This is a genomic window from Legionella quateirensis (assembly GCF_001467955.1).
GTDB classification, from domain to species: Bacteria; Pseudomonadota; Gammaproteobacteria; order Legionellales; family Legionellaceae; genus Legionella; species Legionella quateirensis.
The window spans coordinates 18,247-37,545 of record NZ_LNYR01000002.1 but is presented as its reverse complement, the minus strand read 5'-3'; the positions used below and the strand labels follow the sequence as shown (position 1 = coordinate 37,545).

Genomic DNA, 19,299 nt, shown 5'->3' with positions numbered 1-19,299 from the left:
TGCGTTGATATCTCATCATATAATTAACTGGATTAACTGTTCATTAAATGTACATACAAAATATTAATACCTGTTATTAGTTTTTTATATAATGCTCATCATGTGTTGGATGGTGGACGCTGAATCTGACTTATAAGAAATTTCGTCATCCTGAACGCAGTGAAGGATCTCCAAAAGCAGGCACCATGCCGATTTCAGAAGATCGCTCACTTCGTTCGAGATGACGCCTCTCGAAATAATTAAAAATTCCTTTCAACGAAGACTGGGTATCGTTCGTAAGTCCTAACCTTGTGTTGTATTCCCTGTTTTAAATATAAGATATAATCAGTTCAACTTTTGATATCACTTAAGAACACAATGCGCCCCAGAAAACCTATATCAGCTGCTTGTACTCTAGTCTATTCAGAGACTTATTCTGATAAAGAACCGAATTACTATGTTTGCTTTCAAGTGGAGTTTGCTGAAGAGAACCGTAAAGGCATATTAAAAATCAGAACAGACAGCACGAACAAAAAAGCTATTGAATCAAAACTGGAGATTTTTAGCAGCAGTAGCATTAAGGAGTTTGAGCCATGGCAAGAAAATACCTGGCAAAACGCACTGTTCGATTCCTGGATACGTTTTATTAGCATGAATGCTTATTGTGCAGCAATAACCAGAGAATTAATATACGAACTTCATGAATTACAGGATGGCACCTATAATTATGAACTGACTGAGCAAAGTAAGAAGACAGCAAGGGCTCTATATCCCCACCTGATCATAGATAATGAAGACCGAACTGAATCTACCTTGATTGAACAAACTGAGGTTGAAATCACTCCCCAACCCTATTCTTCAACACCAGGAACTACTGATATTGAAAAAGAACACACTCTGGACTCTCTATTTGACCACATTGACTATAAGATTGTATCTGGATTTATGATGGCTCTGGGGGCTGTTGCTATTGCCCTTGCATTTACTGTGCTACATGCTGCTTCATTGGGAACCGCTGGAATTGTAACAGCCAGTCTGGGATTCGCTTCTGCTTTATCAGGAATTGGGTTTTTTACAACTGGTTACACTGATGAGACCAAAACACTTAATTGGGATCGGACTCAACGCAACATGTACCCCTTTTAAGAGTTCATTCAGGCACCCTGTGTCTCCCAGAAATTCTGGTTATTGACGATTGAATAAACCTTGTCACTTAAAAGTTATACCGACATCCTTTTATCACTCTAATAATTTTATCGTAGATCTGATCTTCATTTAAGTTCATAGTACGTCGTTCACTATTAATTTTAGTGATAGGAATTGCAGCGCACTTGCAAAAACTGGCCAGATCATCATTTGCACTGTCATCAGTTGTATCATGCGGGTAACCATTCAAACACTCATTTTCAATCAGGGTACCATTCATGTCCTTCGTTGAATTGGCATCCACTTGCTGTCTCATTGAATTGCGCAAGACCGCATAGTAGGTGCAATCTGATGCATTTCTAAAGTCGCTTGCCACTGAAGGGAGTGAGCTTCTCAGGGCTTCTTTATAAGCACAAAAACAACCATAAACAGTAATATATTTTATATCTTCATCAGACAAATTCGGGTATTTTAATTTTAAGTTATTCATTCCATTAGTAACGCAGACTTTATCCATTTGCAAATAGGGCTCATTATTAACGCCATTCGCCGCATAACTGTAAAAAGGCAAAAAAACCAACATAAAAAACGCAAGTAAAAGCAGTTTTAAATGGTGCATAGCCCGATACTCCTGCGGTTCAGCATCTTAATGATTTTGATTTCCCTCATGTTCACTATGTTCCACTTCAACCAGTTCACTTACTGCATTCTGCAAAGATTTTAAATGCATTGGTTTCTTCAGAATTTTATTCATTCCGTACTCTAAATATTCCTTTTCTGATACGTTGGATTCTTCTTTCATCAAGCCAATAATTGGTATCGACTTTTTATGCATTGTTTTTTCCCAATCACGAATGATCTGAGTGATGTTTTTACCGGAAAATCCTGATATTCCCAGATCAGTAAGAATTAAATCAAAATCATTCGTTTCTATTAATTCCATTGCATGTTCACCATCAACTGCTGAATAAAAATGATAACCAGCCTGTTCCACAACCGTTTCAAGGAGACGAAGGGAGAGAATATTATCTTCGATTAATAAAATCAGCGGAGAATCAGGCAATGCCTCTACTTTTGACGAGCAATTAGCCAATCGTTCCCGTTCACTGCTGTCCACTTTCATCGTTAGAGTGAAATAAAAATTAGAGCCTTTTCCTGGTTCACTTTCCAGTTTAATTTCGCCACCTAACAAACCTACATATTTCTGAGCAATATGCAATCCAACACCATAACCGGTATGCCTGCCTTTATGAGAGGGAACGGCTCGAAAAAACCGATCAAAAATTCGAAGTTGTAACTCGGGGGGGATACCAATTCCAGTATCGATCACATTAAATCGAAGTTGAACATAATCATTTTCATTAGCCAAAGTCGTTACTTTAATCGTAACAACACCCTGCTCAGTAAATTTAATTGCATTTCCCAAAAGATTTAACAGTACCTTATGCAATTTTGAACCATCTGTAATCACGCAGCGAGGTACATGTTTATCCATCTCAATTCGTAGTTGAATTTGTTTCATTTGAACGGTAGGTCGAACCAGATAAGCTATATCCTGAATATTTTTATATAAATCAAATAACTCGACCTGAACATCATTCTCTCTGACATTATCAGCGGCTACAATTTCCAATACTCCTTGAAGCAATCCCAATAATTGTTCGCCACTTTCATTGATCCAGCGAGCATACTGTTTTTGCTCAGGTACCAGTGCCTGCTCTTCTAATAATTTTGACATACCTACAATACCACTTAACGGGGTATGAATGTCATGACTCATGCTTGCAATAAATTCAGTTTTGGCCTGATTTGCCACTTCAGCAGATTCTTTTGCGCGTCGAAGGGCAACTTCCATTTTTTTCCGGTCAGTAATATCCAGTGAAATACCCAGAACACCAATAATTTCATTGTTTTTATTACGTAATGGAACCTTTTGAGAAATGTAAATAGCCATGCCCTGAGCCATGATGGCATATTCCTCTGCCGTATGAGGTATTCCTGTTTCCATAACCAAATTGTTAATTCTGTTCAATTCTTCTGCCTGATCCTTCCAGGGCATATCAAAATTTGTTTTTCCAACAATATCTTTTCGTGAATTCAAACAGGCATTTTTAGCCTGTAAATCATTACACCCTAAAAATACATTATTCCTATCCAACCAATACACATGCCCCGGCATAAAAGCAATAATACTCTCATAATAATCATGAACAGCCTGTAACTCATTCTGAAATTTTAATCTCTCTTCTTCCAGACTTTGAGTAAGCTTTTGTATTTCTTTATTTTTTTGTTCAATAATATTTTGCATATCGTTCATTATTTCAAAACCATTTCCTGCCTTTATTAACATTATAGCTGAGAGACAACACCCTTGTCGTATATTCCAAACAACATCAATTAATATTCCCAGCAAAACAAATAACGCGTGATAATTAATCGACTTCTGTACATTTTTGTGAGCGAAATCAGTATATTTATAGAACAGTCCAACAGGCAACTGTATTTTATCAGATTAATTAGTACTATTTAAAATAAAATGGTTATTTTTTCTTCAAAATGCTTTATACTATGCTATATGCAGTACAAAACTACAGGTTTTCCTTTTATTGGTACACACTAATAGCCCAAACAAGAAACTACCTGACCGATTTAAATAATTGAATATATTAATAACTTAGTGCCTTGATTGTCTTGAACTAAGCGGTACGATTAACACACAGAGGAATATAAAATGTCTAAAGTTAAAGGCCCCAAAGACAGTGTATTTTCATCTGCCATTTTCGAAGGGAAAGCCAACGGAACGGTAAAGAGCCGTTTCCCATCACTAACAGACACAAAAGATCTAGTACTGCTGAGTATTAAAGGAAATGAACAATGTGAAGGAAAATATTTGGGAGCCTTGGTTCAATATGCTGTTGATACGCACCAGAACAAACCTGACGGTGTTACTTCTAAAGGTAAAACTACTTTTTTAATTGCTGATGAAATTTACTGGCATAATCTTCGATCCCTGCCTCCTGAGGCTGAAAGCGAAGAGGAATTGAAAAGACAGGCATTAGCCATGGGAGAAGCTTATTTTAAAGCCAATTTAGACCAATTTCTTGCACCCCTCGGGTTAAACAGTATTGAATTTAGTTCCAGTAATGCAGATAAATCTGTTGATGAGCAAATTGCTTTTATTAATAAACTTGCATTGGACATGGGCAAGAATTTTGAAATCATGCGTTGGCATACATGGATTAGCCAAGACAATGCCGAAGAAAAAATACAAGAAATGATCCCACTTTATAAAACAACGGATGGACTCAGGGCAGCCATAGATACCGATGTAGATAGTTTTGTCATGAGACATAGAGATGATACAGCAGCATCTCAGGAATTATGGAGACATCGCTCGGTGAACTATTTAACGGAGGAAAACCCTTCGATTATGTGGTTAGGGGGCAGTCTAGGTTACAACTTTATCATTTATCCAGGTAAAATCCTGTCCTCTTTTGAAGAAACCAAAAAGTACTTTTTGGTAAAAGACCATAAACCCTATATACGTGATGGCCAGAGCATATCGGATGATTGTGCCCACAGTTCTCTTAGTACGCATGTCGCAGACCCCAACAAACTGGTCAACTGGTTAGAACCCACTTTTGTAAATTATAATCCCCCAAAAGGTGATAGAGATCCCAGTAAAGAAAAGGGACACGCTTTTTTCACAGTACCGGAGACCAAAAAGTCCAGTCGCCACAAACAATTGCAGGGATTATCCAGCGAATCGGATCAACCAATGAGCATGATGGAACACAATAATACTAGTTCTGCCGCATCTTCCAGTCAAGATGATGTTATCCTTTCATCAGCAAGTTGCAAGCTGATTATCTCTTCAATGATTGAGGGCTTTAATTTGGCTTTAAACCACCCGGAGATCACACAATTTTTACAAGATGGACCTCAAACTACTTATCCCGCTTTGGTAGTCATATTTCAAAACATGACAAAACAAATTCTTAATTCTGCTTTGGATCCTATAGAAAAGGTGGATATTGTTAAGTCACTGTTAGAATCCTGTCTTCACATTGAAAACCCCTCTGCTAAGTATAAAACGAGTTTGTAAATCACATTCCAGAAATCAGGGCTGAATTGAGTTTTCCAAGGTAGGTAATCTGCGTTTAGTTGAACGCTCTTTTAGAGTGTAATCTATCAATCAGAGATACTTCAATATCAAGGTAATTCTAATCTTATAACAATTGCCAGAAGGCATGAATTGGAAGCACACCTTATTCTGCTACATAAAATATAAGTACATGAGTTATAATCAACATATCAATCTTAATTGATGGTGTGAATTTGAAGAAACTGTATCATAGATTTCGATTATTCAATCAAGAAGTTCCTAAAGAACTTCAGAGTATTCGTTATAAATATGATTTTTTAAACAGCATCTATTTTATAGTATGTATTGTCAGCTTTATTATGGGTTTGATTCGTTGCTACGAAAGCACCCTTCTCGCACTGATTACTTTGAGTTATTCATTCACTGGCTTTTACTTCCTTTATTATTTAAAACGTCATATAGAACAAATTGAACGGGTATGTACTTTAGTATTAATACAATCCTATATTATGGCAATAGGTCTTTATTTATTAAATTTTCCTTATACTCTGCGTTTGTCTTTCTTTTATTTATTAATGTCCACGGCATTATTCCTAAAAGGGAGAAAGCAAGGTTTGCTTTGGATGTTGGCAATTATGATTGCTATTTTTATAGGGGATTTCTTTTTTATTGATGCAATTGGTTATTCTCACCTCGATATTTTGGTCAGCAGCTTCGCAATAATATGCCTGTTTTTTATCGTTAACAGCTATGAACAGGTTAAAGAAAAACAAACCGAAGAGCTGAGAGCCTTAAATTTGGATTTGGAACTTAAGGTGCAGGAACGAACCAATGAACTCAGACAGGCGAACCACTTATTGGAACAAGAAAAATTAACTTTAAAAAAATTGTCTTATACTGACCAACTGACCGGTTTATACAATCGATATAAAATAAAAGAACTGTTTGAATATGAAAAAAACCAAATCAACCGCTACAAAACTGATCTTTCTGTAATCCTTATTGATATCGATTTCTTTAAATCCATAAACGATACTTTTGGACATACAGTAGGAGATTTAATATTACTTGAATTAGCCAATCTTTTAAAAAAATCAGTAAGAAGCAGCGATATTGTATCACGATGGGGAGGTGAGGAATTTTTAATAGTCACCCCAAAAACGAATTTGGAGCAAGCAGGAATTTTAGCAGAGCATATCCGGCAAAACCTTAAAGTTCATGAATTTTCTTATAAAATATCGCTTACAGTAAGTTTTGGGGTGACTTCATTTCAAAAAAATGACACTTTGGAAACAATTATATTACGAGCTGATGAAGCATTATATAAAGCAAAAAATTCAGGCAGAGATTTAGTCGAGATTTACACAGAACCTGAGGGATGGGGCTCATGACAGAGCCCCTGATGCTACATCAAATTACATACCAGCCTTTGCAACTGTCTCATCCTCAAGAATGATAGAAGAAACTGTATCCATTACAGGAGCATTAGAAGCGCTTTGTTTGGATGCAGGAGCAAAGAGTGGCTTTGAAGTACCAGTAATATCTTCCTGATTTTTTAGTTGAGATTCTTTGACCTGATTCTGACTTTCAGTAAAATGTTCCGATACATGCTTTATCTCAACTTGGGTCACGTAATGCTCCTGATCATGATCATAATCATCTGATTCAAAAGCACGACCGAATTTATGACCGGTTTTATAACCAAAATACACTGTTCCCGCAACACATCCTGCAGTACCAGCAGCGGTAAGGATTGCCAGTGGAATTCCTACAACTGACATGGCTAAACCAACAGTAGCAGTGGCTAGTACAACTGTTCCAACGGCACTGACTCCGGTTAAAACGGCATAACCTAATCCTTGAGCAAATTTAAGACTGCGGTTCTTCTTATGAGACATAATATCCTTCCTTAGATTATTTATGAATTGAAAAAGCGGCCTTCATTTTTAAAGTGACATATAAATGTTCAGACGTCAACATAAGAATGAGAATCATTTAACTTTAATTAACCCGATACTTGCCTCTATCACAAGATAGAATTCACAACAGATGAATCAATTATTTTTCAACTATACTGTGAAGATGAACCTTTTGGTGCTCATGGAGCAATCATGGAATGTGTGGAACAACATGTGATTCGTACCCTGTTTTCAAGAGCAATGTCTGACATGTATCGCAAGGAAGTTCCTCAATATGGAACTCTATTGGATCTTGTTGATGAGGTGAATTCCACTACACTGGCAGCGAATCCTGATTTACTTGCTTCGTTAAAAAAAAATAATGAACTCGCACGAATTAGTGAGGAACGCCATGGCGCTATTCGGCTGGGAACAGCTGCAGAATTGCAGACCATGAGAGAGCTGTTTGCTGTTATGGGGATGTATCCAGTAGGCTATTATGATCTATCCATCGCGGATCTACCCGTACATGCAACAGCATTCAGACCAGTAAGTGATATGGATTTAAAAAAAAATCCATTCAGGATCTTTACCTCATTGCTTCGAACAGAGCTGATTGATGATCCTGAAATCCGTCATATGGCAGAACACATATTGGCTTCTCGCTCTATTTTCACTCCAAGAGTAAGAGAACTTATAGCGATCAACTCTGATAAGGGAGGATTATCCCTGATTCAGGCAAAAGAATTTGTGCATGAAGCACTGGAAACCTTTCGCTGGCATGATAAAGCAATAACATCACTTGAACAGCATCATCTTCTGGAACAAGTCCATCCATTAATAGCTGATGTTGTTTGTTTTAAAGGACCACATATTAACCATCTCACACCACGAACCCTGGACATCGGCACCATTCAACAAAAAATGTATGAACGAGGGTTAAACCCGAAGGCGATAATAGAAGGACCTCCTGAACGAAGCGTTCCCATATTATTACGTCAAACCTCATTCAAAGCACTTGATGAAGCAATATACTTTCCTACGCAGCAAGGAAATGAGGTCAAAGGAACTCATAAAGCCCGTTTTGGGGAAATTGAACAGAGAGGAATCGCTTTGACTCCCAAAGGAAAAGCGCTGTATGAGAACCTGCTCAATCAGGTGCGCCTAAACATCATTCCCTCACTTGATGGAAGCAATTCAGCTGAATATTATCAGGTTTTGCAAGACCAATTTTTAGCGTTCCCTGATTCGCTTGATGAAATGATGAAGCAAGGCTTGGTGTATCTTGAGTATCATGCTACTGAAAAAGGCATTCAACATGCAGGAACAATCCTCAACAATAACGTGATCAATCTAATCTCCGATGGATTTTTGGAGTATACGCCCATTATTTATGAAGATTTTCTCCCCATTAGCGCAGCAGGAATATTTACTTCAAATCTTGGTGATAATAATCCTCATTCAGTTCTGGCCAGTGGTAATCAACAGGTATTTGAAGAATCCCTGGGAGTTCAAGTTCGTGATCCTTTTGATTTATATGCAACCAGAGAAAACGAGTCGTTAACAACTTCTTTAAAAAAGATTGGATTAGCGTCAATCGAGATAAGCTCCGATTAATATGCTGATGATTTTCATTAAATCTGGACTTACGAAAAGCCCCAAGGTCGAGGCAAAAGAAGGTTATGTCACGTCTTAATCACCTCAGGAAGTCCGTCATCCTGAACGCAGTGCTGAGGTATCCCCTCATAATTTACAACACCGAAAATGCATTTATTTAAGTCTCAATGATCAATTTAACGCTAGTCTTTGCGAGTTAATACCCGTCTTTGCGAGTTAATACCCGTCTTTGCGAGCAAAGCGAAGCAATCCAGAACGGAGCCTTATTGGAACTGTATTCTGGATTACTTCACTTCGTTCGTAAAGACGAAAGTTTATACTGAATAGTAGATAATTATCCTCGCTAGAATTATGAGAGGATTACTCAGATCCTGATCTCAGCGAAGGATCTCCAAATGCAGGCACTGTACCTCGTTCAGGAGATCCCTCATTGCATTCGGGATGACGTTTCCCAAACTTTTAACTAAGAGACTGAGTGTTATTCATAACTCCTGTGAATAATTCATACAGTAACTCAACCGGATGTTTCGCCTTATAACCTGTCCGATAGTTCACTTGAGATCTACACGAATAACCATCCACAAGATTAGTGTTTACTTCATGTTCATCAACAAAAAATGGCTGCCATGACAGCTCAAATAACCCTTGAGATTCGTTTTGATGGATAACCTCATGACCATAAGAACCAGCCATACCACAGCACCCTGTTTTTTTCGGAGTCAGTTGGAGTCCCAGGTATTCAAATATTTTTTGCCATTGCTCCTGTGCTTCACCACAATTCGCCTGTTCAGTGCAATGACTCAACAAATTATATTGAGTCCTTATCCCGGTATTTTTAAATTTCAATAGATACGAATCCTGAGTCCGTATGCTTTCTGATAACCATTCCTGAATTAACATCACCTGATACTGATTTGCCTTTTTTAATATCTCCGGATAGTCATTCCTGTACGTTAAAACCATAGCAGGATCAATACCTATCATCGTTAAATGATGTTGTGCCAGCTTCTCTAAGACCAATGAATTTTTATGAGCTACTCGAGCAAACTGCTTCAATTTACCCTGAACATGAAGCGATTTTCCATTTTCAAACCAGGGCATCACGTAAATTTCATAACCTAATTGCCGCACCAGCAAACAGGTTTTAATGACTAAATCAGCCTCGTAGAAGCTGGTCACCCAATCCTGGATCAAAACTATAGACTTTCTGGATGGAGGCAATTGATTTAAATTCAACAGGGGAATGTGTACTTTTTTCAGAAGTACGGAAAGATTGGGGCTGCTAAACAAAGGTGGGTTAATGAAGCCCGCTGTGTGTTCCAAAATCCGGATAATAATTGGATTAGAGAGAAAAAAATTACTCAACCTGGGAACTTTGCTTTGGTAATAACCCATACGCTCACTATAAGCTATCAAATAGTTTTTCAGTGACCGAATATAACGCGAATGATAAGCTTCTAAAAATCGTGCCCTGAACGAAGGCACATTAATATTTACAGGGCACTGTGACTTACAGGCCTGACAGGAAAGACACCCTTCCATGGCAGAATACACTTCATGAGAAAAATCGTATTGCCCCCTGTTTTTATGATAGCTATTAATAAAGCGTTTCATTGTATTTGCGGGCGAGGTATCACTATTTGATTTCCCCAGTTGCCTCAGCCACTCTCTTACAAGACTTGCCCGTCCTTTTGGCGATTGAATTCGATCACGGGTGATTTTATAAGAAGGACAGATTACGTCTTCTCTTTTGTAATCAAAACAAGCCCCATTACCATTACAATTTAAGGCTAATCGGTAGGGATCCCTCAACTCTTCAGGGATCTGCATATCCAAACTGGCTCGGGTCTGTTCTGATTGCACATTCATCAAGGGAGTATTTATGCCAAGCGGAACTGCGATTTTTCCTGGATTTAATTGATTATAAGGATCACAACTTGATTTAATTTTTCTGAGCTCTTCATATAAAGTATCTCCGAAAAACAAAGGGACGTATTCGCTTCTAAAACCCTTACCGTGTTCCCCCCATAGTACACCGCCATATTTCTGGGTGAGATGTGCTATCTGTTCAGTGAGTTCATAATATTTTTGCCTGTCTTCTGCATCCATTAAATTAAATGCCGGACGTACATGCAAACACCCCACATCTATATGACCAAACATGCCATACTTCAAATCCAAAGAATCCAGTATCTCACGAAATTCACGCACATATTCAGGAAGATGTTCTGGAGGAACAACCGTATCTTCAACACCCGACACCGGCTTTCTGACTCCTTCTGTTTTACCCAATAAACCAACGCTGCGTTTACGAAGTTCCCAGAGATTATTAATGTCTTTTTTATTGTCGACGTAATGATAGTCGTAGTTCTGCAAATGTACTTTTAAAGCATCTATTTGTTGATTCAATCGCTTCTCATCATCAGCAACAAATTCAACAAGATTGATCGCTGCAGTATTAATAGAGCCTGTCGATGTGACAAACCCACGAATACTGTGATAAATAATGTCCGTTTTTGCTAAATTCAAAACAGTTTCATCCATAGTTTCAATTGCTTCTGGCTCGGACAGAACCAAATCTTTCGCATGTTCAAGCGCCTCTTTAAAAGAAGAATACAACACCACAAAAAGACCTTTGAATTTCGGAATATCGGTTAGTTTTAATTTGATTTGCGTCACATAAGCCAATGTGCCTTCTGAACCGGTTAATACCGCGTTCAGGTTAAATATCCTGCCATCCGAAGAATAAATACGGGTCAGATTATAACCGGTCATAAAACGATGTAATTTTGGAAATTGACTGCTAATCAGAGAGTGATGATCTCGAACTGTTTGTTCCACTTGCCGATACAGTTGCCCCACCCTGCCTGGAAGATTTTTCATTTCGTCAAGACGAGAAACATCTATTTCTTCACTGGTGTGAACCTGACCATCTGGATACACCGCGGTAATTGCCAGAACATGTTGACTGGTTTTACCGTATAAGCGAGAACCCTTACCACTGGCATCCGTACTCACCATGCCTCCTAGCGTCGCTCGGTTACTTGGCGATAAGGTAGGCGCAAAAAATTTATTGAATTTTTTTAAGAATTCATTTAATTGATCCAATACAACCCCTGGCTCAACAATAACCCATCCTTCTTCTGGATTCACCTCAATTATGGAATTCATATATCGCGAACAATCAATGATAATACCTGAACTTAAGGACTGACCATTCGTACCTGTACCACCGCCCCGGGGGGAAAAAGAAACATCCTGAAATTCTTTGCGCTTTGCCAAAGTAAAAATGGATACAATATCCTGTTCATTTTTAGGAAAAATTACAGCCTGTGGCACAACCTGATAGACGCTGTTATCCGTGGAAACAATTAAGCGGCTACTCAAAGACTGATCAATCTCGCCATGAAACCCGATAGATTCTTTAAGATTTTGTAAAAATAAAAGAACTGATGGAGCTACAGCTGAGGAAGCTGTCAGTCTGGGAATCATCTTTACGTACCCTTAAGGGTTTGTGATTGTAAAAGTATAGCATAGGTCATGTTGTGACATTAATGAGGATATCGCCACGAACCACCCATCGCAACGTAAAGGAGCAGAACAGTTCGTTAGGAGCAGTTTACCTGCGTCACTTTAAATAGAGTAACCGCAAATAAACGCCCCATTAATTTGTAAACTGCCTTTGGACTGCTGCCACGTCGACTTACAATTTTATCTCAGGTGTTTCAGAGTAAAATCGCTCACTTTCATTAATAACTTCTAAGGATTCCTTCAGATTATCAACAAAGTTCGCAGATCGTGTTTTTGCTGAACTCCACAAAGAGTAACGATGCTGCTGCAGTGTTTTTACTTTATCTTCAGTTAAAACCTCTTTTAAAGCGGTCTGGCAATCATGATAACACGATTGTGCCTCCAGCTTGTTCACCAATAAATCAAGAATGGTTAATTTTTCTTGCCTTAAACCCTGAAACAAAGTTCTTACAATACGGAATGAAGAAAGTCCCTCACGTAAATAATCACGATGAGAGCGAATATTTTGTAGCATACGCTCCATGTTAATGGCTTCTGTTCCAACTTCCTCTATAGTGATATCTACTGGTGAATGCAGTACGCGATCCAAATAACAATATTCAGCCATCTTCTTATCAACAAAATGCGCAATATGTCGCATTTCCCCTAAAAAATAAGCCTGGTAATTTCGCTGATTATTCGGATCATCCTTCACCCATTGAAAATACTGATTAAAGGCATTCACTTCAGCATGAGCGCTTGATAGACCGGAGCCACTATAAAAATGGGGCGCTCTGAATAAGTCTCCCCCCGCCAATACCATCAATTCCTGTTCTTGATGCTTTAAGATGCGCGCGGCAACAGCAGTTCCCTGAGGATTCACCACAAAACTCTGCGAATTTTTATAATCTAATGTAACACGTCGATCATTTAAAAATGGGAATTTATGGGTCAATAATTTAGACCATTCCAATTGAATATTGATTTGGATATCTCGTGCAAGTTGTTTGCTTTTTTCCTTAGCTTTAGAATCATTAGCTATTTGATTGAGCAATTGCATAAACGTCTGTAGTACAGGGGGCACCTTGGTGGCAATATAAAATTGCCCCTTGGTTTCAAAAGTTCTCAAATTATCTTCTTTTTCATCAACCTTGATCTTGAACGTTTCTGCTTTTAACAATTTATTGAACACCTGATTCAGTTGTTGATCTAATTCCTTATTATCGATAAGACGTTGCAAATCAATAAAAAGATGATTAGATGAACGCAAAAGACCTGAAATAAATGACTTAATTTGCATCACTGATGGCTGAAATTCATCACGAATTTTCTTAATATGAGTTAATTGTCCATCAATCTGAAAAGGGTTTTGAGGATTGGTTTCAACGATGTCATAAATCATTGTAATGTATGCGTTTGGGGTCTGATCGCGATTAACTTCTGCTTTATTAGGTGATTTCAGCATATAAAGCGGATTAGAAAATGCATTTCTACCCCCTTCAGCGCAGTATACATAATCACAATCAAAGCTCGTATCATGATTCAAAACACCAACGCGAAACTTTTTATTGAGGTCATTAGGCGGAATAATTTCATTAGCTTTCATCCCGGTTACAATTTTAAGATCCGATGAATTAACTCTCGATAACTCAATTAACCGACTCATTAACGCCCGCTCTAAATCCCTAATGACTAAGTGGCCACGGCCATCAGGATATATGTACCCACGTTTAAATATTCCGATATAATCTTCCGAGCCAAGATAATGGCGTAAATCCGCCATTATTGATGGGTCTAATACAACGGCCTGTTTACGGGTATGTAATTGTGAACCCTGGCGTGTTTCAAGAAGAGTAATGTTTGCACCGGATTCATAGAGCTTTAATGCAGCCATTAAACCAGTTGGACCTGCCCCTATAATAACAAGCTCCTTTGGTTCATCGGTTCGATTTTTTAAATGGGTTGCAGTGACACGATCAGATATCTCGTGAGGCATTAATTGATTCGCTTTAATGAGACTCAACACATCCAATTGCTCTGCATCAAAACAATTCAAATTAAACCAGGTTAAATAATCATTAAAAAAATCACGATGAAGTTCATTTACCAAGGCATCATCATTCTGTTCATAAGCATTTCTTAATTGCGCTAAAAGGTTCTTTGCGGTCTCCAGTTTCTCTACAATTTTTTGTTGTATCAACAGAGTTTGGCGCAAGCGCGTTTTACCTTCTTTGTTTAATTGGTGATCCTGTGTGTATTCACTGTGTTCTAACAAAGCCTGGGTCAGATTGTCTTTATTAATACTCAAGAGCAAATCGAGTTGCTCTTTGGTTAAACTAATTCCTCCCTCTAAATTAATATTGGGTAATTTTGAATTGATGTGAAGAAATAAAGTATCTAATTGTGCTAGTTCAACAGTCATAATGATATACCGATAGTTGTTATTCAGAAGCCATGGCCGACAATTATATAGTACGAAACTTAAGCAACTATTAAGAACACGCCATCCGTTCGTAATATCCAGTTCGAGTTGGAAATGAATTGATGAATTGTCAACAATCCTCAATTTGTTTAAAATAGAGTCACTTAGTGTAATGAGAACTAATTAATGGAAACACTTAAAGAAAAACATTGGTCCAAGATTGAGTTCTTACACCAGAATGTTAAAAATCCCAATATCCATATTAAAGGGACACACAGTTACTACAGCGATGCCTGGACTGGAAGTTTTGAAGAAACAGTAGTCCGATATCTTTATGGGGATGAATTCAGTTTAAACCATTGGACGCCACAATGGGAACTGGATCAATTGTACATTGGTGATTATGTATGCATCGCTGCCGAGGTCATTATTATGATGGGCGGAAATCATAACCATAAGGTGGATTGGTTCAGTTTCTATCCCTTTGCTGACAAATACCTTGAGGCCTATGAAAAAAGAGGCGATACGGTTATACACGACGGGGCTTGGCTGGGTATGAGATCAATGATTATGCCTGGCGTAACCATAGGAGAAGGGGCGATTATTGGTGCGAATACGGTGGTGACCAAAAATGTTGCTCCCTATTCTGTCGTTGCGGGAAATCCAGCCAGAACAATACGAATGCGATTTGAGGATGAAGTAATCCAAAGAATACTTAAATTAAAACTTTACGATTGGCCGGAAGAGAAATGGAATCAATTAAAAAACTTGATTTGCGACAACAACATCGATGCTCTGGAGACGGCGCACCAAGAATATGAGTCACACACAAAAATAGACTCCCAATAAAAAATGATCGTTTGGTGATTGAGTGACAAAATCCCAACTCTGGTGTCCGGAGTAATACCCTCATTATTGATAACGGCAAAAATGTATTTATTTAAGTCTTGTTGTGCCTATGAATACCCGTCTTTGCGAAGCAATCCATAACGAAGCATCATTGGGTACCTGTTCTGGATTGCATAATTTTCATACGCAGAGAAGAACGTTTCTGATTAAAGTGAGTAGTTGATCATTATTCTCACTGGAACAATGAGGGGATTACTCAGCCCAGCGTCAACTTGATAAAAATTGATTACACGATGAGCTTATCGACTTCCTCAACCACAGGCTTATTTTGCACCATCGCCCAGGTTACTCCACCAATAACCATCCCCGCACCTAATACTTGTAGCCAGGTAGGTGGAGCACCATGAAAAGCGGATAAAATCATGGTCACTAGCGGCATAAAATTATAAATTAAATTCGGTTCAGAGACTCCAATTCGCTCAATTGCCTGTGTCCAGCAAATATATGCAACCACCGTGGCGCCAATTACCAAAGCAATCAACGACCAAACCGGCTCCCAAGATACGGGAAGTTTCGGCATGGGGCTTAAAGCTAGAGCCAGGGGAAGCAACAGAATAGCTCCAATAGTCACAACAATAGTTATATTAATTAAAGAGGTAATATGGCCGGGCAACCAACGACGTGACGCGACGGTATAAAAGGTAAAACAAAGAGCAGAGAAAATCGCAAAAGTATCACCCCAATTGAGACTTAGATCCGAAGTACCTTCAAGGTTGGAGCCTAGAACGGCCAAAGTTGCTCCACCTACTGAAATAATAATTGCGATTACCGTATGAATGCTTGGCATCTCTTTGCTAACGATAGCTTCAGCAATCGCAGTAAATACAGGAGATAGGGCCATAATGACTGCAACATTAATTGGAGAGGTCACACTTAATGCAAAAAATAAACTGGCTTGGAAACAGGTAATTCCGATGAACCCCAGTAAAAAATAATGCCACCAATGACCTTTTAGAGAGGAGCTTTTTGGTTTTTTCACGAAGAGGATCAGTATCAGGAGTATTATCGCTCCAAAACCAAATCGTGCTGTTGCGGTATCCAGTGGAGATAACCAGGTCATGGTTATTTTACCCCAAATGTAAGCAGCACCCCAAAAAAATACTGCAATACAGGCTAATATACGTCCCATTCCCATAGTAGTGTATCCCATTATTTTCGTACATTATTTAAGCAACATAGGTCAAACTAAACTGGATACTTTTAGTGTATAAATGATCCAGATGCAGGCCACTATTTAAGGTCTGGCCAGGCGCCATGCCCAGTTGACTTTTACCCAAATCGGCAAACTCATACCCTATCCCTACCTGTAAATTATCATTTAAGTACTTTTGTAAACCCATACCTAGTGTGTAGGTTACTGTAGTTTGTCTGTGTGCGGTGAAACCGGGCGCTGGTACTTCCTCATCAATCTTGGAAGTCAACACGAAATTACGTGCTCTATTAGAACCCAGTCCAATACTTCCATTGACATAAGGAAAAAAGGAAGTTGATAAATCCGCCAACAATTTCCCTTTAATCGCGACGCGAACTTGATTTACCTGGTAAGTATAATAGAAATTATTAAAATCAGGATCTGCGTCCTCCCAGACATCACCTGTAATTTCGGCATGTGTTGTTGCTCCAAAAGCCACACCTGCATGACCTGAAAAGGTATCATTGAATATTTTTTGCCAGCCAAAGAATAATTCAGCCATGCCAAGTGACTGATATTTAGTGCTTCCAGCATAAGTTTTTTCAATATCAGATTTTAAAAAAAAGGTTTGCGTCTCATTAGTGTTGGTCCAGGCAGGACCAATACTTAAAGTCAGAACTTTTGCCCAATTATAAGGAACTTCGACTTCCTCAATTGTGCCGGCCAATACACTTCCCGAAACAAAAAAAGAAAACAATGCAGCGTGTGTTGCATGTTTTTTCATCTCAAATCCTTAACTATTAAATAAGATCATCAGCATATAATAAAAATTATCGATTAAAAACCAAATGCTCGTCCTTTATAATATGTGGACAATTGATCCCATGGTTCGAGAGGCGAGCTCCACGCTTTTTATAAACTCAGACAACCACCCCAAGTACAGCCCCGATTCCTGCACTGACAATCATTGCCAAAGTTCCCCATACAGCAACGCGAATCGACCCAATGAAGATACTTGACCCTCCAAATTGTGCTGCCAACCCGCCCAATAATGCTAAAAACAAAACAGCGATTATTGATATGGAAGGAATAATGTAAGCCGTTGGAACAATCAAAATGGTAAGTAAGGGTAAAATTGAACCTACAGTAAAGCTACAGAATGAAAATAATGCAGCCTGCAAAGGACGTGCGCTCAGTAAATCTGAAATGCCAAGCTCATCTCGTGCGTGTGCGCCTAAGGGATCTTTAGCCATCAACTGTAATACAACTTCCCTGGCAAGCTCAGGTTCCAGGCCTCGTTTGGTGTAGATGGATGTAAGCTCTTCAATTTCGCCAGGAATATTCAATTCCAGTTCATTGCGCTCACGTTGCAAAGCCGCCTGTTCCGTATCAGCTTGAGAACTGACTGAAATGTATTCGCCAGCGGCCATCGACATAGCACCGGCTATTAAACCTGCAATTCCTGCGATTAAAATATTATTAAATGATGTATTCGCTGCAGCAACACCGATTAATAAACTCGCTGTGGAAATAATCCCATCATTTGCCCCTAACACAGCGGCACGTAGCCACCCTATTCGTTCAATTCGATGATACTCTCTATGCTGTATCATCATGATTCCTTGCTGAATCCGTTACTAAAAATATACATAGCACCCCTTTAAGCTCACTCAATCGAATCGGATTCTCGTTTAAAATATACGGTGTATGATACATCTTATAATATCCTTTGTTTAAATGGATTGCGTTAACAGGTAAATCACTTCCTCATCAGAGGTCTGCGGAAAATTCTCATACCAAAGACCAACTGCATAAAAATTAATTGGCTTAAGCGGACAGACTATTTGATCAACCAATGAAGCCATTTCTTCACATGTTGAAGATTCAGCGACCGGTACAGCAATGACCATGGATGCAGGTTTTTGTTTACGAATTGCTTCTATCGCTGCGCGCATTGTAGAACCAGTCGCTATTCCATCATCCACTAAAATAATGGTTTTTCCATTGAGTTGTGGAGCAGAACGATTTCCACGATACAAAAGTTCTCTACGTTCCAATTCCTTTTGCTCTCGTTCGATTACCTTATGAATTGATGTTGAGTCCAGATTTAACTGAGTCATCAAGGGCTCATTAAATAGTACTGTTCCACCAGATGCAATTGCCCCCATAGCGAGCTCTTCATGTCCTGGAACGCCTAATTTTCGAACGATAAACACATCAAATGGAAGTGAAAGTGCCGTTGCTAACTCATATGCTACAGGGACTCCCCCACGAGGTAATGCCAAAATAATAACATTTGGTTGGTTAGCATATGATTTTAGATATTTAGCCAGAATTATTCCTGCTTCACTTCTATCGGCGTACTTGTCCATTTATTCACCACATCAAAGCCAGCACTCAACCAGGAACCAAAACATCATAGAACATCTTATAATCAACCCTCACTCACGGGAATAAAACCACTCCTAATGAATACCGATCAATTTATATCCTGGCTCTTTACCCATTTTATCGTTTCGATTAGTACAAAATAAGTATAGACCATGCTCTCATACTCATTTGATGAATTGTTGATTTAAAA

At 38.7% G+C, this 19,299-nt stretch carries 14 protein-coding genes; 5 read left to right on the top strand and 9 right to left on the bottom strand.

Translation table 11 applies throughout. From position 1 onward, the window contains the following. The first annotated feature begins 357 nt into the window (after positions 1-357). Positions 358-1,125 carry a hypothetical protein gene (locus tag Lqua_RS01135; RefSeq protein WP_058472481.1) on the top strand — a complete coding sequence of 256 codons (768 nt, stop codon included), beginning with the start codon at positions 358-360 and terminating at the stop codon, positions 1,123-1,125. Positions 1,126-1,192: 67 nt separating this feature from the next. Here Lqua_RS01135 and Lqua_RS01130 read toward each other — a convergent pair whose 3' ends face one another. Continuing rightward, on the bottom strand, positions 1,193-1,744 hold the full coding sequence (locus Lqua_RS01130; RefSeq protein ID WP_058472480.1) for a hypothetical protein: 552 nt from the start codon (positions 1,742-1,744) through the stop codon (positions 1,193-1,195). A gap of 27 nt (positions 1,745-1,771) precedes the next feature. Then, complete coding sequence (locus Lqua_RS01125) at positions 1,772-3,442, bottom strand: ATP-binding protein (RefSeq protein ID WP_238585504.1); 1,671 nt, start codon at positions 3,440-3,442, stop codon at positions 1,772-1,774. A 414-nt stretch (positions 3,443-3,856) separates the two neighbouring features. On the opposite strand from Lqua_RS01125, the gene Lqua_RS01120 reads away from it, so the two are divergent. Both Lqua_RS01120 and Lqua_RS01115 read left to right on the top strand, forming a co-directional pair. Further along, positions 3,857-5,230, top strand: coding sequence for a hypothetical protein (locus Lqua_RS01120; RefSeq protein ID WP_058472478.1), 1,374 nt, complete (start codon positions 3,857-3,859; stop codon positions 5,228-5,230). 233 nt (positions 5,231-5,463) lie between these two features. Then, positions 5,464-6,621, top strand: a complete 1,158-nt coding sequence (locus tag Lqua_RS01115) for a GGDEF domain-containing protein (protein WP_133141089.1) — start codon at positions 5,464-5,466, stop codon at positions 6,619-6,621. 24 nt (positions 6,622-6,645) lie between these two features. On the opposite strand, the gene Lqua_RS01110 is transcribed toward Lqua_RS01115, so the two are convergent. Then, on the bottom strand, positions 6,646-7,128 hold the full coding sequence (locus tag Lqua_RS01110; RefSeq protein WP_058472476.1) for an MntP/YtaF family protein: 483 nt from the start codon (positions 7,126-7,128) through the stop codon (positions 6,646-6,648). Between the two features lie 213 nt (positions 7,129-7,341). On the opposite strand from Lqua_RS01110, the gene hglS reads away from it, so the two are divergent. Then, positions 7,342-8,745 carry a 2-oxoadipate dioxygenase/decarboxylase HglS gene (hglS, locus tag Lqua_RS01105; protein ID WP_058472475.1) on the top strand — a complete coding sequence of 468 codons (1,404 nt, stop codon included), beginning with the start codon at positions 7,342-7,344 and terminating at the stop codon, positions 8,743-8,745. 459 nt (positions 8,746-9,204) lie between these two features. On the opposite strand, the gene Lqua_RS01100 is transcribed toward hglS, so the two are convergent. Further along, positions 9,205-12,237 (bottom strand): FAD-binding and (Fe-S)-binding domain-containing protein, encoded by a 3,033-nt coding sequence (locus Lqua_RS01100; RefSeq protein WP_058472474.1) that lies wholly within the window; start codon positions 12,235-12,237, stop codon positions 9,205-9,207. Between the two features lie 211 nt (positions 12,238-12,448). Then, positions 12,449-14,677, bottom strand: a complete 2,229-nt coding sequence (locus tag Lqua_RS01095) for an FAD-dependent oxidoreductase (protein ID WP_058472473.1) — start codon at positions 14,675-14,677, stop codon at positions 12,449-12,451. Positions 14,678-14,863: 186 nt separating this feature from the next. On the opposite strand from Lqua_RS01095, the gene Lqua_RS01090 reads away from it, so the two are divergent. Then, on the top strand, positions 14,864-15,526 hold the full coding sequence (locus tag Lqua_RS01090) for a CatB-related O-acetyltransferase (protein WP_058472472.1): 663 nt from the start codon (positions 14,864-14,866) through the stop codon (positions 15,524-15,526). 286 nt (positions 15,527-15,812) lie between these two features. On the opposite strand, the gene Lqua_RS01085 is transcribed toward Lqua_RS01090, so the two are convergent. From Lqua_RS01085 to Lqua_RS01070, 4 genes are all read right to left on the bottom strand, one after another. Next, positions 15,813-16,736, bottom strand: coding sequence for a DMT family transporter (locus Lqua_RS01085; RefSeq protein WP_083501219.1), 924 nt, complete (start codon positions 16,734-16,736; stop codon positions 15,813-15,815). A 16-nt stretch (positions 16,737-16,752) separates the two neighbouring features. After that, positions 16,753-17,502, bottom strand: a complete 750-nt coding sequence (locus Lqua_RS01080) for an outer membrane protein (protein WP_065240131.1) — start codon at positions 17,500-17,502, stop codon at positions 16,753-16,755. A gap of 136 nt (positions 17,503-17,638) precedes the next feature. Further along, positions 17,639-18,334 (bottom strand): VIT1/CCC1 transporter family protein, encoded by a 696-nt coding sequence (locus Lqua_RS01075; RefSeq protein WP_172459524.1) that lies wholly within the window; start codon positions 18,332-18,334, stop codon positions 17,639-17,641. Positions 18,335-18,451: 117 nt separating this feature from the next. Continuing rightward, positions 18,452-19,090, bottom strand: a complete 639-nt coding sequence (locus Lqua_RS01070) for a phosphoribosyltransferase (RefSeq protein WP_058472470.1) — start codon at positions 19,088-19,090, stop codon at positions 18,452-18,454. Positions 19,091-19,299: the final 209 nt, after the last annotated feature.